General features: G+C 63.8%; 20 protein-coding genes and 1 pseudogene. 9 read left to right on the forward strand and 12 right to left on the reverse strand.

Annotation, left to right across the window (positions count from 1 at the left end; genetic code table 11):
- Positions 1-5 precede the first annotated feature (5 nt).
- Entirely contained in the window at positions 6-1070 is a 1065-nt protein-coding gene (locus tag AWB81_RS14535; RefSeq protein WP_062636443.1) for an ABC transporter substrate-binding protein, read from the reverse strand.
- A 139-nt stretch (positions 1071-1209) separates the two neighbouring features.
- Here AWB81_RS14535 and AWB81_RS14540 point away from each other — a divergent pair, with 139 nt between their 5' ends.
- From AWB81_RS14540 to AWB81_RS14565, 6 genes and pseudogenes are all read left to right on the forward strand, one after another.
- On the forward strand, positions 1210-2136 hold the full coding sequence (locus AWB81_RS14540) for a LysR substrate-binding domain-containing protein (protein ID WP_062636598.1): 927 nt from the start codon (positions 1210-1212) through the stop codon (positions 2134-2136).
- 108 nt (positions 2137-2244) lie between these two features.
- The gene (locus AWB81_RS14545; protein ID WP_062636445.1) at positions 2245-3027 is read left to right on the forward strand and encodes an inositol monophosphatase family protein; all 783 of its coding nucleotides are present in this window, start codon (positions 2245-2247) and stop codon (positions 3025-3027) included.
- Positions 3028-3354: 327 nt separating this feature from the next.
- Positions 3355-4717, forward strand: a pseudogene (locus AWB81_RS14550) (esterase-like activity of phytase family protein).
- Between the two features lie 32 nt (positions 4718-4749).
- Positions 4750-5313: a hypothetical protein gene (locus AWB81_RS14555; RefSeq protein ID WP_327372196.1), complete on the forward strand. Its 564-nt coding sequence runs from the start codon at positions 4750-4752 to the stop codon at positions 5311-5313.
- Positions 5314-5467: 154 nt separating this feature from the next.
- Positions 5468-6421, forward strand: a complete 954-nt coding sequence (locus tag AWB81_RS14560; RefSeq protein WP_235025801.1) for a CHAD domain-containing protein — start codon at positions 5468-5470, stop codon at positions 6419-6421.
- 241 nt (positions 6422-6662) lie between these two features.
- Positions 6663-8882: a hybrid sensor histidine kinase/response regulator family protein gene (locus AWB81_RS14565; RefSeq protein WP_062636449.1), complete on the forward strand. Its 2220-nt coding sequence runs from the start codon at positions 6663-6665 to the stop codon at positions 8880-8882.
- An 84-nt stretch (positions 8883-8966) separates the two neighbouring features.
- Here AWB81_RS14565 and AWB81_RS14570 read toward each other — a convergent pair whose 3' ends face one another.
- The 3 genes from AWB81_RS14570 to AWB81_RS14580 are packed head-to-tail and all read right to left on the reverse strand — an operon-like array spanning position 8967 to position 11601.
- Positions 8967-10199, reverse strand: coding sequence for an NAD(P)/FAD-dependent oxidoreductase (locus tag AWB81_RS14570; protein ID WP_062636451.1), 1233 nt, complete (start codon positions 10197-10199; stop codon positions 8967-8969).
- Between the two features lie 4 nt (positions 10200-10203).
- Entirely contained in the window at positions 10204-10512 is a 309-nt protein-coding gene (locus tag AWB81_RS14575; protein ID WP_062636453.1) for a non-heme iron oxygenase ferredoxin subunit, read from the reverse strand.
- Between the two features lie 33 nt (positions 10513-10545).
- The gene (locus AWB81_RS14580; protein ID WP_235025802.1) at positions 10546-11601 is read right to left on the reverse strand and encodes a fatty acid desaturase family protein; all 1056 of its coding nucleotides are present in this window, start codon (positions 11599-11601) and stop codon (positions 10546-10548) included.
- A gap of 218 nt (positions 11602-11819) precedes the next feature.
- Between AWB81_RS14580 and AWB81_RS14585 the strand changes: the two genes are divergently transcribed.
- Positions 11820-12881: a LacI family DNA-binding transcriptional regulator gene (locus AWB81_RS14585; RefSeq protein WP_062636457.1), complete on the forward strand. Its 1062-nt coding sequence runs from the start codon at positions 11820-11822 to the stop codon at positions 12879-12881.
- 306 nt (positions 12882-13187) lie between these two features.
- On the opposite strand, the gene AWB81_RS14590 is transcribed toward AWB81_RS14585, so the two are convergent.
- From AWB81_RS14590 to AWB81_RS14620, 7 genes are read right to left on the reverse strand one after another with little or no spacing between them, the layout of a single operon-like run.
- On the reverse strand, positions 13188-13430 hold the full coding sequence (locus AWB81_RS14590) for a hypothetical protein (protein WP_235025803.1): 243 nt from the start codon (positions 13428-13430) through the stop codon (positions 13188-13190).
- A gap of 16 nt (positions 13431-13446) precedes the next feature.
- Complete coding sequence (locus tag AWB81_RS14595; RefSeq protein WP_062636459.1) at positions 13447-14427, reverse strand: Gfo/Idh/MocA family protein; 981 nt, start codon at positions 14425-14427, stop codon at positions 13447-13449.
- A gap of 31 nt (positions 14428-14458) precedes the next feature.
- Entirely contained in the window at positions 14459-15310 is an 852-nt protein-coding gene (locus tag AWB81_RS14600) for a sugar phosphate isomerase/epimerase family protein (RefSeq protein ID WP_062636461.1), read from the reverse strand.
- On the reverse strand, positions 15225-15644 hold the full coding sequence (locus AWB81_RS48760; protein ID WP_062636463.1) for a Dabb family protein: 420 nt from the start codon (positions 15642-15644) through the stop codon (positions 15225-15227). Before AWB81_RS48760 ends, AWB81_RS14600 begins: the two co-directional genes overlap by 86 nt.
- A gap of 2 nt (positions 15645-15646) precedes the next feature.
- Positions 15647-16816: a dihydrodipicolinate synthase family protein gene (locus tag AWB81_RS14610; RefSeq protein WP_062636465.1), complete on the reverse strand. Its 1170-nt coding sequence runs from the start codon at positions 16814-16816 to the stop codon at positions 15647-15649.
- A 7-nt stretch (positions 16817-16823) separates the two neighbouring features.
- Positions 16824-17603: a 3-ketoacyl-ACP reductase gene (locus tag AWB81_RS14615; RefSeq protein WP_062636468.1), complete on the reverse strand. Its 780-nt coding sequence runs from the start codon at positions 17601-17603 to the stop codon at positions 16824-16826.
- Complete coding sequence (locus AWB81_RS14620) at positions 17600-18745, reverse strand: acyl-CoA dehydrogenase family protein (RefSeq protein WP_062636471.1); 1146 nt, start codon at positions 18743-18745, stop codon at positions 17600-17602. The genes AWB81_RS14615 and AWB81_RS14620 overlap by 4 nt, the downstream gene beginning before the upstream one ends.
- A 201-nt stretch (positions 18746-18946) precedes the next feature.
- On the opposite strand from AWB81_RS14620, the gene AWB81_RS14625 reads away from it, so the two are divergent.
- A complete protein-coding gene (locus tag AWB81_RS14625; protein WP_062636473.1) occupies positions 18947-20491 on the forward strand; it encodes an acyl CoA:acetate/3-ketoacid CoA transferase in 1545 nt (514 codons plus the stop codon).
- A gap of 44 nt (positions 20492-20535) precedes the next feature.
- Here the strand turns inward: AWB81_RS14625 and AWB81_RS14630 are convergent, their stop codons facing one another.
- Positions 20536-21219: a TetR/AcrR family transcriptional regulator gene (locus AWB81_RS14630; RefSeq protein ID WP_062636475.1), complete on the reverse strand. Its 684-nt coding sequence runs from the start codon at positions 21217-21219 to the stop codon at positions 20536-20538.
- 191 nt (positions 21220-21410) lie between these two features.
- Between AWB81_RS14630 and AWB81_RS14635 the strand changes: the two genes are divergently transcribed.
- Positions 21411-22916 carry an aldehyde dehydrogenase family protein gene (locus AWB81_RS14635; protein ID WP_087134985.1) on the forward strand — a complete coding sequence of 502 codons (1506 nt, stop codon included), beginning with the start codon at positions 21411-21413 and terminating at the stop codon, positions 22914-22916.
- Positions 22917-22920: the final 4 nt, after the last annotated feature.

The following is a 22920-nucleotide window of genomic DNA, read 5'->3' on the forward strand; positions in this document are numbered from 1 at the left end:
GTCGCTTATCGTTCGACGGAACGGTTCCAGCGCTCCGTCCACTCCGTGCGATGCTGGTTGACCGTCGTCCAGTCCATCGCCGTCAGCTTGCCGATTTGTTCCGGACCGTACGGCACGCGCGCGGCGATTTCGGGCGCGAGCTTGACCGTCTTGTTGACCGGGCCGAGGCCGATGGCCTGTGCCTGCATCGCCTGCACTTCCGGACTCAGCAAATACTGTACGAACTGCTGCGACAGTTGCGGCTGCGCGTTTTCCGCCACCGCGCACGCGGCGACCTGCAGCGCGACGCCGCCTTCCTTCGGATAGACGAACTTGAGCGGGAAGCCGGTGTTCTGCAACGCGACCGCGCGGCCGCTGCCGTACGGCGCGAGGATCACGTCGCCGCTTTGCATCAGGCCGTCCATTTCGCCGGGCGTCGGGGCCCACGAGAGCACGTCGGGCGCGACCTGCTTGGTCATCGCCGTGAAGCCCGGATCGATGTTCTTTTCGCCGCCGCCGTTCATGCGCGCCAGCATGACGAGCGTGTGCAGGCCATAGGTGTTCGTGATCGGCGGCACGCCGAGCTTGCCCTTCAGGCGCTTGTCGGTGAGCACCTGCCACGAATCCGGCGCGGGCAGGCCGAGCTTCTTGAACGCCTCCTCGTTGTAGCCGATGCCGGTCGCCACCATCCCCACGCCGACCGACGTCGCGCCGAGCCGCGCGAGCGGATACAGGTCCTTCATGACCGGCGCTTCGTCGACCTTCGCGCACAGGCCGAGCTGCATCGCCTGATACATGGGGCCGTCGTCCATCACCGCGACGTTGATCTGCTGATGGCCTTTCTGCGCCTGGAGCTTGGCGAGCGTGTCGCTGGAGTTGCCGGCGACATAGACGATCTTGACGTCATGGGTCTTTTCGAACGGCGGGATGATTTTCTGGCGGTAGAGCTGTTCGTTGGAGCCCCCCACGTTGGCGACGTAGAGCGTGGTTTCGGCGTGGGCGAGAGCCGGCCCGAAGAGCGCGCCGGCGAGGCCGAGCGCGGCGGTCAACGTTCGCGCAGAAAAGCGGCGGCGGTGCTGCACTTTATTCATGAACACTTCTCCATTCGATGTGGGGTTCGCGAACGTGGCGTGGGGTTACCGTCCGTAAGGCAATATTGGCGCGATCGACCCATATCGTCCAATACGAATAAAATAACTATCCATACTTGGTTGATATGGGTTGAACGCGATGAACCTGAAGCATATAGAGGCGTTTCGCGCCGTCATGGTGGCCGGTTCGATGACCGCGGCCGCCAAGGAGCTCTTCACGTCGCAGCCGAACGTGAGCCGGCTCATCTCTCAGCTCGAACGCGAAACGGGCTTGCGGCTCTTTCAGCGCAGCGGCGTGCGGCTCATACCGACGAGCGAGGGCAATGCGTTCTTCCGCGAAGTCGAGCGCGCCTATGTGGGCCTGCAAGGGCTCGCCAACGCGGCCGCACAGATTCGCAATCTGGGTAGCGGGCGGCTGCGAATCGCGGCGATGCCCTCGGCGGGCATGACGCTCGTGCCGCATGCGATCAACCGCTTTCAGGCGCTCTATCCGGAGGTGACGGTATCGCTGCACGTGAACACGTCGGGCACCGTGAATCACTGGACGGCTTCCCAGTTCTGCGATCTGGGCGTCGCGGTGTACATCAGCGAGGCGTCCAATTGCGAGGTGGAACTGCTCTCGAAGGTGCCGGCGGTCGCAGTGATGCCGGCCGATCACCGGCTCGCGAAGAAGGCGACGCTCAAGCCCGCCGACTTCGCCGGCGAGCCGTTCATCTCGCTGTGCCACGGCGACGGCACGCGCATGCAGATGGACGAAGTGTTCGAGCGCGCCGGCGTGCAGCGCGTGCTCGCCATCGAGGCGCAGTACGCGGCCATCTGCTGCGAGATGGTGCGTTGCGGCATGGGACTGACGCTTGCGCATCCTGTCGTCGCGCGGGATTTCGCGGGACCGGAAATCGCAATCCGGCCGTTTTCGCCGAACGTGCTGTTTTCGACCTACTTGCTGTTTCCGCCGCACCGTCCGCGTGAACGGCTGGCGATGGCGTTCGTCGATGTGCTTCGCAAGGAACACGAGGAAGTGCTCGCCGGGACGACCAAGCCGAGAGGACCGCGTGCGCGTCGATGAACGCTTGTGAGGAGCGTGTCGTTCTGAAGAAGTGCGATGCTAAGATCGATGCCTCATTTCGCTGACTGCGGCATCTGTTCCGCAGCCTTCACCTGCCCGAGGGATCACATGACCGACGCTTCGATGCATCTTCGATTTCTGGCGGCTTGCGCCATCGCGCGGGAAGCGGGGCGTGTCGCACGCGACCGCTTTCTGGCGCGCGACGAGGCGTTGACGCTCAGGTTCAAGGGCCCGCAGGACTACCTGACCGAGACCGATGGCGAAGTCGAGCGGCTGATCGCCGGACGTCTGTCCGAAGCGTTCCCCGACGACGCGTTCTTCGGCGAGGAAAGCGGCGGCTCGTTTGGACGCGACGTATGGATCGTCGACCCGATCGACGGCACCGCGGACTTCGCGCGGGGCGTGCCTTACTTTTGCGTATCGATTGCATTCGTGCGGGACGGCCGCGCCGAGATCGGCGTGCTGTACGACCCGATGCTCGACGAACTCTTCGTCGCGCAACGAGGGAAGGGCGCAACGCTGAACGGGCAGGCCATCAAGGTGAGCCCGATCGACGACATCCGGCAGTCGGTCGTCGAACTGGGCTGGTCGACGCGCGTGCCGTTCGAGCGCTACGCGGCGCTCATGCAGCGTGTCAACGACCTCGGAGCGGGAATCAAGCGGCGCGGCTCGGGCGCGTTGGGACTCGCGTATGTCGCGATGGGACGGCAGGACGCGTATTGCGAGCTGCATATCAATTCCTGGGATGCAGCAGCGGCGGTTCTGATCGTCGAGGAAGCGGGCGGATGGGTCAACGACTTCCTGACTGAGGAATGCCTCGCGAAAGGCAATCGCGTGATTGCCTGCACGCCGAAACTTCGCGCGGTGCTGGAAAAAGCGATGGAGGAATGATCAGGCGCGCATGCGCGGTTCGAGGGCTCGCCTGACTGGCGGCGCGCATGCCGTACGGAAAACGCTCGCATCACATGTCACATATCCGACACACGGGTCACTGAAGATCGCTGCTGGTCCGCCTGCCGAGGGAGCAGGCACCCGGCTCGTCGCATTGCGCGAGCCGCCAGACGCGCTTTCCATTCGTCGATCCAAAAGGAGATGTCCGTGGTCCTGAGCCGAGTATTCGCCCCGTCTGTCGCATTGTCGCTTGCGTTGGGCGCCGCAGCCGTATCCACGCCCGCCTTTGCCAAAGTCGATCTGATCGCGATCGGTCAACTGAGCGGCATGTCGTTCGATCGATCACGCTCGACCGCAGGTCCCCTCGAAAACGGCGCGCCCGGCAACCTGCTGGGCGGCCTGGGTTCCGGCCTCGCGTACGCGGGCTGCGACACATTCCTGGCCGTTCCCGATCGCGGCCCGAATGCCATCCCGTACAACAGCGCCATCGACGACACCGCCTCGTACATCAATCGCTTCCAGACGCTGAGCCTGCGCCTCGCGCCTGCCAAGGGTGCGTCGCTGCCGTACACGCTCACGCCGAAGCTCGTCGACACCACACTGCTTCATGCGCGCGAGCCGCTCGCCTACGGCGGCGGCGCGGCCGAGAACGTCGCGAATGGCGCGCCCGCGCTCAACGCTTTGCATCACACACATTACTTCACCGGGCGCTCGGACAACTTCGATCCGGCGCGCCTGTCGACGTACGCTCGCGACGGGCGATTCGATCCGGAAAGCATCCGCGTGAGCAGCGACGGCGCTAGCGTCTTCATCTCGGACGAGTACGGCCCGTACGTGTACCGATTTGACCGGAAGAGCGGTGAGCGTACTGGCGTCTATGCCGTGCCGCAGTCCTTCGCCGTGTCGACGCTCTCGCCCATGGGCGAGAGCGAGATCAGCGTGAATACATCGGGCAGGGTGGCGAACAAGGGCATGGAAGGCCTCGCGATCTCGCCCGACGGCAACACGCTCTTCGGCGCGATGCAAAGCCCGTTGATTCAGGATGGCGGCACGGACGGCGCCTATACGCGCATCGTGCGGATCGATGTGCGCAGCGGCAAGGCGACGCAATACGTATCCGCTCACGAACATTGGCACGATCGGCAAGCCGAAGTATCCGACCATCAGCGATGTCGTCGCCGTCAACGACCACGAACTGCTGATGGACGAGCGCGACGGCAAAGGCCTCGGCGACAATTCCACCGCTGCGTTCAAGCAGGTCTTTCACATCGATCTGTCGGGCGCAGCGGACGTAAGTCAGGCGAGCGGTGCGGCCGGGCTTGCGCCCTATGCGGTGAAAAAGACGCTCTTCCTCGATGTGGTCGCGGCGCTCACGGCGTACGGCGTCAAGCCGACGGACATTCCCGCGAAGCTCGAAAGCCTTGCGTTCGGTCCCGACATTGACATCGGCGGGACGCTCAAGCACACGCTCTTCATCGCGAACGACAATGACTTCCTCGGCACGGTGACGGACAGCAATCACGCGAGCGGCATCGACAATCCAAACCAGTTCTTCGTGTTCGCCGTCGATGCGGCGGACTTGCCGGCGTACGTGGCGCAGCGCCTTCCGGGCAGTCGACGCGATCGCCTGCATGGCGGGGACGTCTGCGGACCGGATAACGACGATCACGACCATGATCACGGCAAGTAAGCGTTCCGCGTTGCAACGGCGCTGACTGACGCATGCGCGAAGGCTTGTCACGCGTGATCGCGCGTACAAGCCTTCGGGTATTCACGGACTCGAGCGCGCGACTGTTTCCCTGCCTCGCTCTCGAAACTGTATATACTCTTTTCTTCCAAAAAGGAGATCAGGAGAAACGGATGGCTGCACCTGCAAAGAAAGCGCCGAAGAATACATCCCAGACGCCCCGCCGGGCGGCACGGAAATCAGCGACCAAACCCGAGCCGGCGGCGACGGCAAAGGCCAAATCGCCCGAGGTCGTAGTGGTTTCGCCATCGAAGGTCGCGGAGAAAAGCGAGACCGCCGCAACGCCCGCGCCGGCCGAAGCAAAAGCCAAGCGTGCCAGGAAGGAAAAAGTGGTGCGCGACAGCTTCACGATGCCGAAGTCCGAGTATGCAAGGATCGCTTCATTAAAGCAGAAGTGCCTCGATGGTGGCGTTCGCGTGAAGAAGAGCGAACTGCTTCGTGCCGCGCTGGCCATGCTGGACGCGGTGCCCGCCAAGCGGCTGATCGCGGCCGTCGGCGCGCTCGAAGCGGTCAAGACAGGACGGCCGTCGAATACCTGAGCACGAGCGGCTTGCAAAGTCGCCGAGCCGTCACATTTCTGACATCGAACATGGTTATGGTCACAGGCAGCAAAACGGGGAAGCTCTGACTTCATGCACGACGGCATCACAACACAATACGAGCCGTCGTGCGACACCGCGCAATTCTGAGGCGATGCCATTGAACCTTGCACCAGCCACCGCGACGGCAGCAATGCCGCACACGCCCGCTGCCCAGGCGACATCCCGCCAAGCCGCGCGCAGTCGCCGTTCGATATCGCTCCGGCTTGGCGAGCAGCCCGTCGCCGATGCGTTCGTGATGCTCACGGCGCCACTCGCGAGCGACGCGCTGCAACAGACTGAATCGCTTAATGCGCACTCCGATGCGGACGCCCTGCACCGGCTGTGCACGACGCTGCGCCGCCTACATGCGATCTGGTGGGCCTTCGATCCGCTGCTCGACGAGAAGCACGCGCGTCTCATCCGGAAGCGATTCAGGCGGCTCGCCGACATCGCCGGCGAACCCTACGAACTGGACGCGGCGTGCGGACTGCTGTTCCGCGCGCGCAAAGGCGGCGCGCGCTTCGCTCCCGTCGTACGGACGATCGACGACGAGCGGCGGGACGCTTCGATCTCGAGTTGCCGCGCGATCCGCAAGGCGGCGATCGACGTGGTGTTGCGGCGCGCACTCGCCGATGCGCGTCGATGCCTCGAAACCCGCGAGGTCGATCAGACGCTCGAAGAATTTGCGCTCGCACGCGTCTGTCAGGCCGACGATGCGCTCACCAGGAAGGAAGCGCGTCTCGCGAGAATGAAGCGCGTCGATGCCAAGACACTGCGCGGCATCGGCGAGGCGGCCGGCAGGCTGCAATGTCTGATCGAACTGTTTTCGCCGGTTCTCGTGCAAAGACACCGGCACACCATGGAACGGCTGCTCGCCGCACGCGCGACGCTCGGCAAGCTCGACGACGTGGTCGCCAGCGAAGCCGTGGTCCGGCGCATGGCCGCGCGCGCAGCCGACAAACACGCCGTGGACGAAGCCGTGCGCTGGCTGCACAAGGGACGAAAAGACGAGGTGCGGGCGGCCTTCAAGATGCTGCGCAATGCACGTCTGAAGCCGTCAATTTAGAGCGCCGAAGGCCAGACCGACCGGTCGTGCTCCCGCCTTTCGTCGCCGGGAAATGGGGCCGTAATAAGAAGCGATTCGATATGGACGCGGCAAGACGAGCGCGTATGCGTCATTGCGCTGACGAAACATTGCGAAGAAGCGTATCGGCGGCCGTTTTTTGCAATGAAATCCCCTCTGATCCAGTTTGACGCGGCGCATCCGTCTGGATAATCTTCGCCTTCCGAAGATTGCAGGACCCGTGATGAGCGAGCATCGAGAAGTATCGGCGCTGGACAGTTCCGCGTTGGAGATTCCGGTCCCGCCGAGGGACTTCGGCGCCACGCGCCGCATCCTGATAGTCGTCCTGCTGGCCTCGATCGTTACGCCCCTCTTTTTCATCATCGGCTATGGATATGTCGGCTACGAGAGCCGGCTCTCCGATTCGTCGGAGGTTATCGACCGCCTGGCGCGCGTCGCCGAAGAACATGCTGTCAAGGTGCTCGACCTGAACCGGGAGATGTCGTCGCGAATCGAGCAACTGCTGGGTTCCGATAACGACCAGCAGGTGCTCTCGCGCCAGGAAGAGGTTCATCAGATCCTGGGCGAGATGGCGGCGCGTCTGCCGCAGATCGCAGGCATCTTCGTCTTCGGCGAGAACGGCGACCTGCTCGTGAGCAGCAACTATTTCCCGGCCCCGCGTGTGAATGTGCGCGGGCGGGTCGACTTCGAGGCGGTGCTCAAGCGCGATTCCGAAACGGAAGTGTCGATGCCGTTGCGCGACGCGATAAGCGGCACTGATGTCTTCACGACGAACACGGCCCGGCGCGCAGCCGACGGCCGCTTTCTCGGGCTCGTGACCATCTCCCTGCGCCGGGACTATTTTCTGTCCTTCTATAAGGAACTGGCGGCACGGGACAGCGCGTTGACGCTCGGCCTGTTTCGCCGCGACGGAGCCATCCTCGCCCGGTCGCCGCCTCCCCGGGTGAAACCGGCACCGGCACGCAATCTTCCTTTGGCGAGGGCCATCGAAGGAAGAGGCGCATTCGACCGCATCCGGATCGATTCGACGCTCGACGGCGTCGACAAGCTGCTGGCATACCGGCAGGTCGGCACGTATCCGCTCTACGTGACGGCTGGCATCGCGGTGTCGGCGGTGACGAGCCGATGGCTGCAGCATGACGGCCTCATCGCGCTCGCGACGCTGATTCCCTGCACGGGCATCTGGCTGCTCGTCGTCTTCTCGCTGCGCAGACTCAAGGAGGAACAGGCCGCGTGGGAGCGATGGCGGACCGAAGTCGGCATGCGGCTGACGGCGGAAGCGACGAGCCGTCAGATGCGGCGAATGGGCGCCCTCGGCAATCTCGTGGCGAACGTCGCGCACGACTTCAACAATCTGCTCATGGTCGTCAAGGCGAACATGGAACTCGCGCGGCGCAAGGGCTTTAACGGCCTGGAGAAGGAAGTGACGGCCGTCGAGCGCGCGTCGGTCGGGGCCGAGGTGCTCGCGCGCAGGCTGCTGAGCGTGGCGCGCAAGCAGCCGTTGCGCGAGGACGCCACGCAACTGAGCGGCTGGCTTGGCGATGCCGCGTCGCTCATCGAGACATCGCTCGGCGCAAAGGTCGAGCTGACGCTCCATGCGCCCGAGACCGTATGGCCCGTCTATGTCGATGCGACTGAACTCGAGTCCGCGCTGATCAACATCGCGGTCAACGCAAAGGACGCGATGCCCGAAGGCGGCGAGTTCGTCATCCGCTGCGAGAACGTTCATTTGCTCCAGGCGTCGAGCGGACTGAAGCCGGGTGACTATGTCGTGATCGCCTGCTCGGATAACGGATCCGGCATGCCCCCCGCGGTCGCGCAGCGCGCATTCGAGCCGCTCTTCACGACCAAGGCGACGAGCGCGGGCACGGGCCTCGGTCTCGCGCAGGTGTTCGCGATGTGCGAGCAGGCGGGCGGCACCGCGCGAGTCGACAGCGTCGTCGACCGTGGCACGACGATTCGCCTCTTTCTTCCCCGCTGGACGGGCGAGGCGAGGCGGGAAGCGGTCGATCTGTCGAAGCCCGAGAATGTGGCCGAGGTCGCGAATCAGGGATCGGTGCTGCTCGTGGAAGACAACGTCGAGGTCGCGGCGGGTCTCGCTGCCGTGCTCGAAGTGTTCGGCTGGCGCGCGCGCCACGAATTGACCGGCGACGCTGCGCTTCAGTTGCTCGAAGACGGCGAGCGATTCGACCTGATTCTCTCGGACATTCAGATGCCCGGCCTGAACAACGGGATCGACGTCGCGGAGAAAGTGCGGCGCGCGTGGCCGCATCAGGCGATTGCCCTGATGACTGGCTATGCAGAGGAATTCGAGCGCGCGAAGCATGCAGGCGTGACCATCCTGTCCAAGCCCTTCAACATCGACGACCTGCAAGCGTTGCTTCAGCGCGTCCATGTCTCGACGCGGACGGCTGGCCCGGGAACGGAACTCCGGTTCAGCTAGCGAGCGCTTGCGGCCGTGCCGGCCATGCGCCGCGGCGGCAGCGCGAGCGAGATGATGTCGCTGCGCCTGAACGCTTGCATCCCCTCAGAGCAGTCCTTTGAGTTTCACGCTCGAATCTGTGAGCGACTCCGGCGCCGGCGACGCACCACGTTCGACGAGCATCCGCGCCAGCTTCATTTCCTTCGCAAGCATGCTGACCGGCCCGAAACCGCTCGCACCGACCAGCCTGTCGTCCGCGTCGAAATAGAAATGGATTTCGGCATGGTCGGAGAGAATACGGGTGACGGAATGGTCGGCGAGCGCCGGTTCGCCCGCCACCTGCAGTTGATGATCGTATTGATCGGACCAGAACCACGGCACGCCGTCGTACTTTTCGCGAGCGCCGAGCATGTTGTGCGCGGCGATGCGCGCCTGCGTTTCCGCGTTATGCCACGTTTCTTGACGGATCGGCTGATCCGAGATCCGGCTGGGAAAAATGGCGACGTCGCCCGCCGCGAAAATGCCGGGCGCCGACGTCTCCAGTTCCGCATTGACGACGACGCCGCGCCGCACGTCGAGGCCCGCGGCACGCGCCAGTTCGTCCGCGGGATCGATGCCGATGCCGACTACGACCGTCTCCGCGATCAGCGTGTCACCGTTGGCGAGCATCACGGCGAGCGTGCCGTCGGAGATCTGTTCGATGGCTGCCGGCGCGGTGCTCACGCGAAGGTCGACGCCATTGCGCTCGTGCAACGCCTGAACGCGCGCGGCGATGGACTCAGGCACTGCACGTCCCAGCAGGCGCGGGGCTCCTTCCAGAACGCATACCCGGCAGCCGCGCATTCGTGCGGACGCGGCTACTTCCAGGCCGATAAAGCCACCTCCGATGATGACGACCCGTGCATCAGGAACGAGTCGCTGCGCGATCGCGGCGGAGTCGTCGAGCGTGCGCAGACTGATGACGCCACGAAGTCCGGCGCCGGGAATCGTGAGACGCCGCGCGTGTCCTCCTGTCGCGAGAAGCAAGGCCTCGTAGCAAACCACGCGGCCGTCTTCGAGCAGCACCTCGCGCGCGGACGCATCGATCGTCTTCACTCTCGCGACGACGTGTTCGATACTGTCCTCCTGCCACGCATCGGGCGGGCGCAACTGACACTGGGCTACCTCGCGCTCTCCGGTCAGGAGACCCTTCGACAGCGGCGGTCGTTCATAGGGCAAGTGCTGCTCCGCGCCGATCAGCGCAATGCCGCCTTGCCAGCCGTATTCGCGCAGCGCCTGCGCGGCCCGGCCGCCGACGTGACCTGCACCCACCACCGCCATCACGCGATCGTTCGTCATGGCATCACACTTCGATCAGAATGCGTCCGCCTTCGACCCGCGCGGGATAGGTCCTGAGCTTCTCGCAGACGGGCGCACAAAGCGGGCGGCCATCGCGGATATCGAAGCGGCCGTTGTGCTTCGGGCATTCGATCACATGATCCATCACGAGTCCGTCGCTCAGATGGACGTGTTCGTGCGTACACAGTCCATCGCTTGCGTAGACCTCGTCGTCCACGCGGTAGATCGCGAACGTCTGGCCTGCGTGGTCGAATCGCATGACGTCTTCGTCTTCGATGTCGTCGAGCGCGGCAGCATCGATCCATTGGGGCATGGCGGGGTGTCTCCTGTCTTGTGTATGTTGTCTTCAGGCCTGGCTTGCCGATGGCACCGGACGCACCACATGGAACGACGGATCGTGCGTCTGTTTCATCAGGGCCGGAATGATTTCGGCGTAAGCGGCGAGGGTGCTTCGATACGGCGGCGGCATGTCGGCCTTCACCGCTTCGTGCAGTTGAGGCAAAGCATGAAATGGAACCATCGGGAACATGTGGTGTTCGACGTGATAGTTCATGTTCCAGTAAAGAAAGCGGAACACCGGATTCATCATCACCGTGCGGCAGTTCCTGCGATGGTCGAGCACATTCTCGGGCATGCCCGCGTGCTGCGTGAGACCGAAGTACAGATAGAGCCACGCGCCGTACAGGCTCGGCAGGCCGATGAAGAGCACAGGCAGGATCGTGCGGAAATACACGCTCGCCCCGATCACGACGACGTAGATCGCGAGGCTGATACGCGCTTCGCGAAACACCTTCGGCCATTCCGAAGCCGGTACGAAAGTGCGGTCGTCGGCGTTCATTCTTCCGAACGCGGCGGTGAACATCTTCGGCAGCTCGTTCGAAACCTGCTTCAGCGCGACGATGCTCGATGCAAGTGCCAGCCAGTCGGTTGGCCGCGGCGCGGCGATTTCCGGATCGCGCCCGACCACCAGCGTATCCGTGTGATGACGCGCGTGACTCCAGCGCCACACGGTCGCGCGACGGAACACCTGGAATGAAGCGACCTGATACAGCGCGTCGTTCATCCAGCGGGTCTTGAATGCCGTGCCGTGTCCGGCCTCGTGCCAGCGCGAATCGGCGGGACTGCAGTAGAGCGTTCCGTAGAGGAAGAACGCCGGAACCGCCCACCAGGAATGCAGGAACCACGCGAATCCGGCGAGCGCGCCGCTCGCAACGATCGCGGTGTACCAGAGCGCCGTGTCGCGGATCGCGCGGGCGTCGTTGCGCTGCATCAACTGCTTCATCACAGGGCGCGGCACTGCGCACGTGTACCAGTCGGCATTGACGAGCCCCGCCGCCTGCGCGCGCTCGCCCGCGCCACCTATCAGCCGGTAGTCCTGATGCCGCTGCGATGTATTCGACACTTGCGTCTCCTTGGTCGACCAGAGTTGGCGCTTCTCAGGTCCCATCCGGGATGGTTGCTGATCTGACGGGAAGGGTCCCGGCGCATCGCGGAGAGTCCATGGATCAAAAATAAGCGCTCCCCGAGCGCTGCTCAACGAGAAGATTGACGATTTATCGTCAATCTTCTAGCTTTGTGAAAAACCGCGCTCAACGAGCCGCGAATTACCTGGAGACCGCCGTGACGAATCCGTCCGCTTCCCCACGACGCAAGCGAACCGCGCGTTTCGTGGAGATCGCAGAACTGGCGGGCGTCAGCCCTTCGACGGTCGACCGCGTCCTGAACGAGCGCGGCAGCGTGTCCGCCGCTGCGCGCGAACGCGTCGTCGCGGCGGCTCGGGAACTCGCGTTGCCGCGTCTCCTGCCCGAAACCCGGCACGGTCTCGTTCACGTCGACGTGCTCCTGCCGGACAGCGACGCGCCGTTCTTCAGACGACTCGATCAGGCGCTGCAACGCGCCATGCAGATGCTCGACCGGCGGGTGATCGTCCATCGCGTGGCGCTGCCGCCCGCGGACGACACCACGATCACCGCGGCCATCGCACAGCCGCGCTACCGGCGCGCGGCGCTCATCGTGACGACGCACGACACAGCGCGCGTGCGTGCCGCGCTGGCATCGGCCATCGACCGGAACGAAGCGGTCGTGACGATGGTGACGGACATCGCGGACATTGCGCGGCTGCACTACGCGGGCATCGACAACCTGCGCGCGGGCCGTACCGCAGGCTATTACATCGGCCGGCTCTCGACCCGACCCGGGCGCGTTCTGCTGCTCGGCGGACGCATGGATTACCGGGCGCACGTCGATCGCATGGGCGGGTGTCGTGCACAGATAGGCGAAGCGTTTGGTCACCTCACATGCGAGCACGAGACGTTCGAGACATTCGACGATGACGACCGCTGTTATCACGCGGTGACGGCCGCGCTCAGGAAGGGCGACGTTAGCGCGATTTACAACAGCGGCTATGGCTCGGCGGGCGTCGAAGCAGCGTTGCGCAAGTCCGGTGCGGCGCGCGATGTCGTGTGGGTCGGACATGAAATGCTCGATCTGCATCGCGACTACATCGAAGCAGGCATCATGGATATCGTGATCGATCAGGACCCGGACGGACAGGTCATCGCGGCGCTTCAGCACGTGCTGCATGCGTGCGGTGTCGTCGATGCGGCGCCGCGCGAGGAGCCCGTCGAGTTTCGTGTGTTCTGCTCGGCCAACGTGCGGCATAGCGCCTACCTGAGCGATTGAGATCGACCCACATGCGATGCGGCTCGAACGAAAGCTCGATCTGCGCCTGCGCGAGATCGGATTCCGGTCCCTGCTGAGACAGCGCTGACGCAGGATCTCCGGCTGCTGCTGCGCACGGCGGTCGAGCATCTGAAGGTGGCGCGGGGGGCGAACCATCGTGCCGGTTCGGGCTAAAATCCGCTGTCGGTGCTCTCTGTTGTCCGCTTGCAGGCCATACACTTCGCAACCGGTTCAGGTCGAACGTTTGCGCTTTGGAGTGCGGGCTGCTTGAGTCCGTACCAACACGCCGCCACAAACATCAAGGCGTCACATGGACAGGAAGTCCGACCGCGCCTTTGCTGTTCGAATCGCTTCGTCGAAAGACGCGGCGGTCGCCACATGGCGATGATTCACCGAGACGAGCCATCCGGTGTCCCGCAGGCACCAGCGGATCCTCCCGCTCTCCAGCAAGGCAGAGAACCATCGCCAGACGGAGGCGTCCTCGGCATTGGCCGATGCGGCGGCGAGTGCGCGAGCCTCTTGAAGTCCGTGGAGGTCGATCGTATGCATTTTCATCATGGAGACGTTAGCGGATCGCATGCGACAGGATCTGGCCGATGACGAGCTGGTTGCCGAGCGAATTTTCAAGCGAGAATGCGATCGCCTTGCTTCGTCCGTTCAGCACCGAGCCGAAATTCTCCACCATCAACTGATACTGATCGCCTCCGTCGAAATGGAACGTCTCAACTCTGCCGCCGGCATCGGAGCGAAGACTGATTTTCGCGTCGGCATACACGCCTGGGTTGAATGGCGCCTCCAGCGAAAGCCAACCCTTGGAACCATGGAAAACCATGTGCTGCCGCCGCGCGAGCTGGGTTCCGCAGTAGAAGTTCAGCCGAAAGCCCGCGAAGTCCAACTTGCAGATTGCAAGTTTGTCGGTGCCATAGCGCGGGTCGATGGTAATGTCAGCGCCTACCGAGAGCGGTTCGAGGCCGGTCGCGATGCGCGTCGTCACGACCGGGTAGACACCGATGTCCCGCACGCCACCGCCTCCAAGCGCGAGGTCGTTCTTGAGGGCCGCAGGGTCGTCATTGAAATAGGTGAAAGAGCCTTCAACGAGTTCGAGATTGCCGAGCGTGCCATCAGCGATCCGTTCACGCGCGAAGGCCCATTGCGGATGATGCGCCACCATGAACGCTTCGCCGCACAAAAGCCCGGTCGCGTCGCGAAGTGCAATGAGTTCCCGAACCTGAGAGGCGTTCATCGCGATTGGCTTCTCGCACAACACGTGCTTGCCTGCGAGAAGCGCCTTCCTGCACCACTCGAAATGACTGGCAGTCGGCAATGGAATGTACACGGCGTCGACCCCATCGCTCGCGATCACTTCATCGTAATTCGCCCGCCAGACGGGTATGCCGTGCTTCGCAGCGAAACGCGCGGCGCGCTCGCCATCGCGGGCCGCTACAGAGACTACTCGACCGTTGCTCGATCGCTGGATGGCCGGCACCACGAAATTGTCGGCGATTCTGGCCGCGCCGAGCACGCCCCAACAAATCATGTCGCGCATGGACGTTTCCTCGTGATGTTCAACAGGTTCATCAACATACCGTCTGGAGCCGTTCCGAGCAGATGCAAAGCACCTCATCCGGATCGCGACGCCACCAATTCTCTTTCGAAAATATCTCGACCTCGATCAACCCTTCATATCCGGCGCGCTCGATGTTTTCGCGCACCGCGGCCAGATCGACGACACCATCGCCCATCATGCCGCGATCAAGCAGCATGTCGCGGGTTTCGCGCAGCCAGTCGCACACGTGGTAGGCAAGAATCCTGTCGTTAAGACCAGCCGCCGAGATCGACGCCTGCAACGCAGGATCCCACCAGCAGTGATAGACGTCGACAGCGACCCCGAGAAAGCCGGAGCGTTCTGGATCGAGTGCATCGCAGATATCCAGTGCCCGCGCCAGCGTGTTGAGCACGGCGCGATCGGCGGCGTACATCGGATGCAGCGGTTCGAGCGCGAGCGGAACGCCGTATTCGCGCGCTGTTTCGAGCAATTGCGCGATGCCATCGGCGACTTGTTCTCGTGCGCCGTTCAAATCGCGGCTGCCTTCCGGCAAACCGCCGACCACCATCACGAAGCACCGTGCGCCGAGTGTCGCGGCATCGCGTAGCGCGGCCTTGCTCTCATCGACGTTCGCGACGAATTGAGCATGCGTTGCGGCCGGCAAATACGTCGAACGACAATAGCCGGTGACGGTGAGATCGAGCGCTTTGACTTGCCTTGCGATCTCCGCCACGTTCGCCTTCTCCACTTCGTGACGCCAAGGCGCAATGCCGCCGAACCCCGCGCTGGCGATCCGGTCAATCGTGCGGCTGAGCGGTTCGCGGTGACCGAGCGTCGCGGTGTTGATGGAGCACAGGTCGAGTCTTTCCTTCAGGTTTCTCATGATTGTCCAGATTGATATCGAAGACGAGCAGTCCGTGAACGCCGCCTTCCAGCGCTTCGATGAGTCGCGCACCGATTGCGCGATGGGTCGGATGCGCGAGGTAGGTAATGCACTCGTCGCGGCTCGCGAAATCCATCATGAAGCCATCGGCGAAGCTCAGACCGTATCCCTCCGGCGAGATATTGGGCCCGCACTCGAAGTTCGTGAACGCGATGCCCGGAATTTCCGCGAGCCGTCTGATCTGCTCGAAGAAGGCGAGGCGACTCGAAGCCGCCACTTCGCTGCGGAATCGGCATAACACGATGTGCCGCACGGGCCCCTTTGAGCTGTTCATGGTCAGTCTCCACAGCCGAGCGATGCCATGACCTTGCGCACGCGCACGCTGGCATCTTCAGGGTCGCGCAGGAGGCCCGCCTGATCGGCAAGGCGGAACACGTCCGCGAGATAGGCGGGCGGGCGCATCCCATGGTGACCGCCAAGCATGAAGAAGTGGTCCTGGAATCCGTTCAGGTATGCGAGGAACACGACGCCGGTCTTGTAGTACTGCGTCGGCGCCCGGAAGATGTGGCGCGACAACGGCACCGTCGGCGTCAGCAGCGTGTGGAAAGCGTCGAGGTCGTCGGCGGCGAGCGCGTCAAGAGCCTGCGACGCGGCCGGAGCGATCGCATCGAAGATGCCGAGCAACGCGTGCGAATATCCCGCGTCATCGCCCGCAATCAGGTTGGGGTAGTTGAAATCGTCGCCGGTGTACATCTTTACCGCGGGCGGCAGTTGTCGCCGGAAAGCGATTTCCTTTGCGTCGTCGAGTAGCGATATCTTGATGCCGTCGACGCGATCGACGCTGTCGCCGATCACATCAAGGCAGACTCGCGCTGCGCTCTCGTAGTCCGGCACGCCCCAGTAGCCGGCGAGTTCAGGGTCGAACATCTCGCCGAGCCAGTGCAGAATCACTGGCTTGTCGCACATAGCCAGCACTTCGCGATAGACGCGCCGATAGTCGTCCGGCGAGCGAGCCACGCGGGCCAGTGCGCGGCTCGCCATCAGGATGATGCGGCCGCCGACGCGCTGGACGGCTTCGAGTTGCTCCGCATATGCACGGATCACCTGGTCGCAGCTGGTGATCGAATGCAGTGCAACGTGGTCTGTGCCGCAGCCTGAAGCGATCAACGCACCGGGGATATCGCGCGTGCCTTCAACCGTGCGGGTGATCAACTCGATCGCGCTGTTCCAGGGCAGACCCATGCCGCGTTGTGCGGTGTCCATCGCTTCGGCAATGCCGAGCCCTTGCTTGAGCAGATAGCGGCGATATTCGAGCGTGCGCTCCCAGTCGATTGCGGGCGTCCCGTTCAGCTCGCCCGCGCGCAGCGGATCGGCCACTACGTGGGCGGCCGAGTAGGCGATGCGGTTGAACGCCCGAGCGGGAGTGCGAACGTCGAGCGGCGAGCCATGCAGGCGATAGCTGTCCATCGTGCCGAGCGCCGTCGGAAGTTTGAGTGTCAGGTTCATATGCGTGTCAGTATTTGGTCACGAGGAGGCCGCCGTCGACGCGGATGGCTTGTCCAACGCTGTAAGGCAGGCCGCCCGTCGCGAGCGTGCGGACAGTCGTCGCCACTTCCTGAGGGGTGCCCCAGCGCTTGATGGCCGTGAGGCCTTGCTCCATCTGCACGTCGTAGCGCGCGCGGGAGGGTGCGGTCATCTCTGTCTCGATCAGGCCGGGCTGGACCTCATAGACGCCGACGCCGTGCTCGGCGAGCCGCAACGAAAAGAGTGTGGTCGCCATCGACAAGCCGGCCTTCGACACGCAGTATTCGCTACGCAAAGGCGAAGCGGCGACCGCGTTCGACGACGTGATCGTGATGACGCTCGGGTGAGGCGCGACGCTGGTTCGCGCGCGGGCGAGGAAGTGCTTGGCGAATGCCTGGGTCAGGAAGAACGTGCCGCGCGTATTGACGGCGATACAGCGGTCGAAGCTCTCGGGCGTCACATCGAGCAGGTCGCCGCGGGACATCACCGATACGCCCGCGTTGTTCACAAGACAATCGATTGGGCCGCCGAGACGCTCTTCGATATCGAGCAGCGTGGTCCGATGCGAGTCGATGTCGGCGAGGTCGGACACGACTGCGATCGCATTGACGCCAGTCTGCTCGACTTCGGCGACGGCCCGGTCGAGTTCATCGGATGCAACTGCATCGGTGAGCGCCACGTCGAACCCGGCGCGGCCGAGTTCGACCGCAATCGCCCGGCCGATGCCGCGCCGGCTACCAGTGACAAGTGCAACGGGGCGGCCGCTCATAACGACGCTCCATTGGCGATGAGCTCGCGGGCGATGATCGTGCGCTGGATCTGATTCGTGCCTTCATAGATCTGCGTGATCTTCGCATCGCGATAGAGCCGCTCGACTTCATAGCCGCGAATGTAGCCACTGCCGCCGAAAATCTGCACGGCATTGGCGCTGTGCTTGACCGCCGTGTCGCCGGCGAAGCACTTCGCCATCGAGCACGCAATGCTCGCGCGGTCGCCGGCTTCGAGACGTTCGGCCGCGTCGCGCACCAGCAGGCGCGCGGCCTGAATGTCCTTCGCCATGTCCGCGAGCATCCACTGGACTCCTTGAAATTCGGCGATGTGAGCGCCGAACTGCTTGCGCGTCTGTGCATACTCCAGCGCCGCTTCGAGACCTGCCTGCGCGATGCCGACGGCCAGCGCCGCGATGCCCACGCGGCCCTTGTCGAGCACGCTCATCATGATGTGAAAGCCGCGGCCTTCCTTTCCGAGCAGGGCGTCGTGCGGGAGCTTCACGCGATCGAAATGCAGTTCGCCAACCTGCGATGCACGCTGGCCCATCTTGTGTTCCTTCGGGCCCTTGGATACGCCCGCCGAATGACAATCGACGATGAATATGCTCATGCCGCGCTTGCCCGCCGACGGGTCGGTGCGCGCGAGCACGAAGGCCAGGTCCGCGACCGGTGCGTTATGGATCCAGAGCTTGGCGCCGCTGAGCTCCCAGCCGTCAACGGTGCGCGTAGCAGTGGTGCGAATGCCGGATACGTCGGTGCCCGCGTCCGATTCGGTGATGCAGTAAGCCGGCCGCAGTTCGGCGCGCAACAACGGCTCCATGTACTTCGCGCGCTGGTCGTCGCTGCCGTGCACGCTTAGCAGCGTGCCGACCAGTTCGAGCAGGCCGCACTGGTCCGCGACCGACGCGTAACCACGCGACAACTCTTCCATCACGAGCGCGTACGCGGTGACGTCGAGCCCGGCACCGCCGAACGCCTCCGGCACCGTGATGCCGAACAGGCCGAGTTCGCCCATCTGCTTGTAAATCTCCGCTGGAAAGCGCTCCTCGCGATCGAGCGCTTCGGCCACGGGCCGGATCACCGCATGCGCAAAACGGCGCGTTGTGTCGCGGATTTGCTCGTGCGTTTCCGAGAGTTTCATGCTGTCTCCTGTGTAATCGTCATACCTGATTTTTCCGGTACAACGCGCCGGCTCAGGTAAACCCGAGCGCCGCGTAATACCCCTTGAATTCAGAGGTTTCGTGTGCCAACATTCGCAACAAGTAACCATCTGGTGGGTTATTTAAGACCAACGAATGGCCGCTGTCAACGGGTTTTGCGGCCGATCTGAACGGAGGGTGCAGTGAACAAGTGGAAGGCGGCTGCTGATGCGGTCGAGCAGATATTCGACGGCGCGACGATCGCGCTTGCAGGTTCCGGAGGCGGTCTGCTCGAAGCGGACGCGTTGCTCGCGCAGCTTGAGCAGCGCTTTCTCGCAACCGGACATCCGCGCGACCTGACGCTCGTGCATGCGCTGGGAATCGGCGACGGAAAGGGCAGTGGACTGGGGCGCTTTGCACACCCGGGCATGGTCAGGCGCGTGATCGGCGGACACTGGAGCTGGGCACCCGCGATGCAGAAGCTGGCCAGCGAAAACGCCTTCGAGGCATATAGCTTTCCGGCTGGCGCGATCTCCACGCTGCTGCGCGAAATCGGCGCCGGCCGGCCTGGTCTTGTCACGCACGTCGGCCTGCGCACCTTCGTCGATCCGCGCATCGATGGCGGAAAGATAAACGAGCGTGCGACCGAGGATCTGGTCGAACTGATCGAACTGGATGGGAAGGAATACCTTCGCTACAAGCCGTTCCAGGTGGATTTCGCGATCTTGCGTGGCTCGTCGGCGGATGAAAGCGGCAACGTCACGCTGCGCCGCGAGCCAGCCGATCTCGACGTCTACGCCGCAGCGCTCGCGGCCCATAACTGCGGCGGCCACGTGTTCGTCCAGGTGAAAGAGCGCGAGCCGGCGGGATACGTGCCGGCGCGGCTCGTGCGCATACCCGGCATCCTGGTCGACACGCTGGTCGAGACACCGGAGCAGGTGCAATGCGTCGTGTCCGACTACGATCCGGCGTTGAGCGGCGAAGCGCTATGCGCAATCGGCGATGGCTTCTACGAAGTGCCGACGGGCATTCGCCGCATCATCGCGTCGCGGGCCGCGCACGAGTTGCATGCCGGACAGTCGGCGAATTTCGGCTTTGGGATTCCGGGCGGCATTCCGGCCTTGCTGGCGGAACAGGGGCGGGTCGGCACGTTCTGGGGATCGGTCGAGCAGGGCATCCACAACGGCGCGATGCTCGATGGCCCGATGTTCGGCACAGCGCGCAATGCGGAGGCGATCCTGCCGAGCGTCGACCAGTTCGACTTCTACAGCGGCGGAGGCGTCGATGTCACGTTTCTCGGCATGGGCGAGATGGATGGCGAAGGCAACATCAACGTGTCGAAGCTCGGCGCGACGGTGGTCGGCCCTGGCGGCTTCATCGACATCACCCAGGGCGCACGCAAGATCGTGTTTTGCGGGAGTTTCGAAGCGAAGGGGCTGGAGGTCGAACAAGTGGGGACGCGCCTGAACATCGTGTCGTCAGGGAGCGTGCCGAAGCTCGTCGAACGCGTGCAGCACATCACGTTCAGCGGCGAGCAGGCGCGCCTCAGCAAGCAGGAAGTGCTGTATGTGACGGAGCGCGCAGTGTTTCGTCTCGATGCGGACGGCGTGCGCCTGATCGAAGTTGCGGAAGGCATCGATGTCGAGCGCGATGTACTGGCGCGCATGGCATTTCGCCCGCTCGTAGATGAAACATTGCTCACGCGGACGAAGCAGGGCGCGTGCGCGACGCGGGAAAAGGCAGCATGACGCCCCGGCGCGTGGATTGTTGCGCCTCCCGCGCGCCCGGGCTGTCAGGGGCGCACGAGTCGCAGGATGGTCTCGACATTGAACTCAAGACGGTTTTTCAGGGCCGCCTTGTCCATGAAGTCGATGTCGAAGATCACGCCGCTCGTGAAACGGTTCGTCAGGTAGTAGTAGCCGATGGCGGCCATCGTGATGTGCAGTTGCCGTGCATCGACGCCGCTCCTAAATGCACCTGCTTCGACGCCGCGATCGAGTATGCGCTGCAGCATCGAGATGAAGCCGTGATGCAGTTCCTTAAACCGCTGGGACTTCTTGACGTGACGCGCCTTATGAAGGTTCTCGCTGTTCACGAGCGTCATGAACTCGGGGTTGCGGAGGTAGTAGTTCCAGGTATGCGTGGTGAGCGCGACGAGTGCGTCTTCGGGCGACAGATGGTCGAGGTCGAGCTTCAGTTCGGCGGAGCGGATATCGGCGTAGGCATCTTCGAGCACGGCGACAAAGAGTCCCTCCTTGCTGCCGAAGTAGTGATAGATCATCCGCTTGTTGGCTTTGGCGCGCGTGGCGATTGCTTCGACACGGGCACCGGCGAGCCCCAGCTTGGCGAACTCTTTCTTCGCGGCTTCGAGGATGCGGGCCCGCGTGACCTCCGGATCCCGCTGCCTGGGCTGGCGCTCGACAACTGCTTCAGCAGGCTTTGATGCGCGTCTTGGGGGTGTGGTTGCAAGAGTCATGTGGTTGTCGAAAGAAGAAGTCGGAGGACGCAACCGGCTGATGCCGTGTCGCTGACTATAAACCAAAATGGTGGTTGCTAGGAAGTAACCGGATGGTGCAGAATGATTCCGGACAACGCGGGGCGGCGTCGCTGTCCTGAAGAGACGGCGGATTTTGAGCGTCGTCGTAAAAGGCTTAATTGGAGGCAGGAATGACGGATTTGAGCGAACTGGCAGCCGCGCTGCACCTACCCACCGAGCCGGTGCGCGCGCCCATGTTCATCGACGGCAAGGACTTCGCTGGCGCAAGCGACTGGGTGACGCGCAAGAGCCCCGGCCACGGCATGCCGGTGACCGCCACGTTGCGGGCATCGAAGGGCGACCTGGACCTCGCGGTCGCAGCCGCGCGGCGCGCGTTCGATGACGGCCGCTGGTCGGGGCTGCCGGGCGAGCAACGCGCGGCGGTGCTGCTCAAGGTGGCCCAGTTGATCCGCGACAACGTCGAGACGCTGGCGTATCTCGAGACGCTCGAAAGCGGCAAGCCCATCGGCCAGTCGCGCGGCGAAGTCACCGCGGCGGCAGGCATCTGGGAATACGCGGCGGGGCTCGCCCGCGTGGTGCACGGCGACTCGCATGACACGCTCGGCCCGGACATGTTCGGACTGGTCGTGCGGCAGCCGGTCGGCGTGGTCGGCATCGTCACGCCGTGGAATTTTCCGTTCTTCATTCTTTCGGAGCGCCTGCCGTTCGCTCTGACGGCGGGATGTACGGTGGTCGTCAAGCCCGCGGAACTGACGTCGACCACGACGCTCAGGCTTGCCGCGCTGCTCACCGAAGCGGGCCTGCCCGATGGCGTGGTCAACGTGGTGACGGGACTCGGCTCGGTGGTCGGCCAGGCACTCGCGGAACACATGGACGTCGACATGATCTCGTTCACCGGTTCGACGCCGGTGGGGCGTTCGGTGCTCGCTGCCGCTGGCGGCAACATGAAAAAGGTCGGACTCGAACTGGGCGGCAAGAATCCTCAGATCGTTTTCGCCGACGCCGATCTCGACGACGCAGCCGATGCCATTGCGTTCGGGATCGCCTTCAACGCGGGCCAGTGCTGCGTGTCGGGCAGCCGGCTCGTCGTGCACCGGTCGGTCGAACAGGAGCTCGTCGAGCGCGTGCAGGCGGTGCTGGCAAAGGTGCGCGTCGGCGACCCGCTCGATGCGTCCAACCACGTCGGCGCCATTGTGGAGGCGCGTCAGTTCGACAAGATTCGCGGCTTCATCGACGCTGGTACGCGCGACGGTGCGCAACTCGTCTGCGGCGGCACCGCCAGCAGCGAAGGCGAGCGCTTCTTCATCCAGCCGACGGTGTTTCGCAACGTGCAGCCCGGCAGCGCACTCGCGCAGGAAGAGATTTTCGGGCCGGTGCTCGCGGTCACGACGTTCGACACCTTCGAGCAGGCGATCCAGCTGGCGAACGGCGTGCCGTACGGGCTCGCCGCGAGCATCTGGACCCGCGATCTGCAAGGCGCGTTCAAGAGCCTGCGCGACGTTCAGGCCGGACGCATCTGGGTGAATTGCACGATCACTGGCGGCCCTGAACTGCCCATCGGCGGTGTCAAGCAATCGGGGATCGGTCGCGAGACGGGGCGCTATGGCGTCGAGGAATACACGGAACTCAAGTCGGTGCACGTCCAGCTCGGCAACCGGCCGCGCTGGATTGCGTAAGAAC

Source organism: Caballeronia arationis (assembly GCF_001544975.2).
GTDB classification, from domain to species: Bacteria; Pseudomonadota; Gammaproteobacteria; order Burkholderiales; family Burkholderiaceae; genus Caballeronia; species Caballeronia arationis.

Excerpts from the sequence above, each read along its gene's own strand:
- AWB81_RS14535 (WP_062636443.1), bottom strand. The coding sequence starts at position 1,070 with ATGAATAAAGTGCAGCACCGCCGCCGCTTTTCTGCGCGAACGTTGACC.
- AWB81_RS14540 (WP_062636598.1), top strand. The coding sequence starts at position 1,210 with ATGAACCTGAAGCATATAGAGGCGTTTCGCGCCGTCATGGTGGCCGGT.
- AWB81_RS14545 (WP_062636445.1), top strand. The coding sequence starts at position 2,245 with ATGACCGACGCTTCGATGCATCTTCGATTTCTGGCGGCTTGCGCCATC.
- AWB81_RS14555 (WP_327372196.1), top strand. The coding sequence starts at position 4,750 with ATGCGCGAAGGCTTGTCACGCGTGATCGCGCGTACAAGCCTTCGGGTA.
- AWB81_RS14560 (WP_235025801.1), top strand. The coding sequence starts at position 5,468 with ATGCCATTGAACCTTGCACCAGCCACCGCGACGGCAGCAATGCCGCAC.
- AWB81_RS14565 (WP_062636449.1), top strand. The coding sequence starts at position 6,663 with ATGAGCGAGCATCGAGAAGTATCGGCGCTGGACAGTTCCGCGTTGGAG.
- AWB81_RS14570 (WP_062636451.1), bottom strand. The coding sequence starts at position 10,199 with ATGACGAACGATCGCGTGATGGCGGTGGTGGGTGCAGGTCACGTCGGC.
- AWB81_RS14575 (WP_062636453.1), bottom strand. The coding sequence starts at position 10,512 with ATGCCCCAATGGATCGATGCTGCCGCGCTCGACGACATCGAAGACGAA.
- AWB81_RS14590 (WP_235025803.1), bottom strand. The coding sequence starts at position 13,430 with ATGCATACGATCGACCTCCACGGACTTCAAGAGGCTCGCGCACTCGCC.
- AWB81_RS14595 (WP_062636459.1), bottom strand. The coding sequence starts at position 14,427 with ATGCGCGACATGATTTGTTGGGGCGTGCTCGGCGCGGCCAGAATCGCC.
- AWB81_RS14600 (WP_062636461.1), bottom strand. The coding sequence starts at position 15,310 with ATGAGAAACCTGAAGGAAAGACTCGACCTGTGCTCCATCAACACCGCG.
- AWB81_RS48760 (WP_062636463.1), bottom strand. The coding sequence starts at position 15,644 with ATGAACAGCTCAAAGGGGCCCGTGCGGCACATCGTGTTATGCCGATTC.
- AWB81_RS14610 (WP_062636465.1), bottom strand. The coding sequence starts at position 16,816 with ATGAACCTGACACTCAAACTTCCGACGGCGCTCGGCACGATGGACAGC.
- AWB81_RS14615 (WP_062636468.1), bottom strand. The coding sequence starts at position 17,603 with ATGAGCGGCCGCCCCGTTGCACTTGTCACTGGTAGCCGGCGCGGCATC.
- AWB81_RS14620 (WP_062636471.1), bottom strand. The coding sequence starts at position 18,745 with ATGAAACTCTCGGAAACGCACGAGCAAATCCGCGACACAACGCGCCGT.
- AWB81_RS14630 (WP_062636475.1), bottom strand. The coding sequence starts at position 21,219 with ATGACTCTTGCAACCACACCCCCAAGACGCGCATCAAAGCCTGCTGAA.
- AWB81_RS14635 (WP_087134985.1), top strand. The coding sequence starts at position 21,411 with ATGACGGATTTGAGCGAACTGGCAGCCGCGCTGCACCTACCCACCGAG.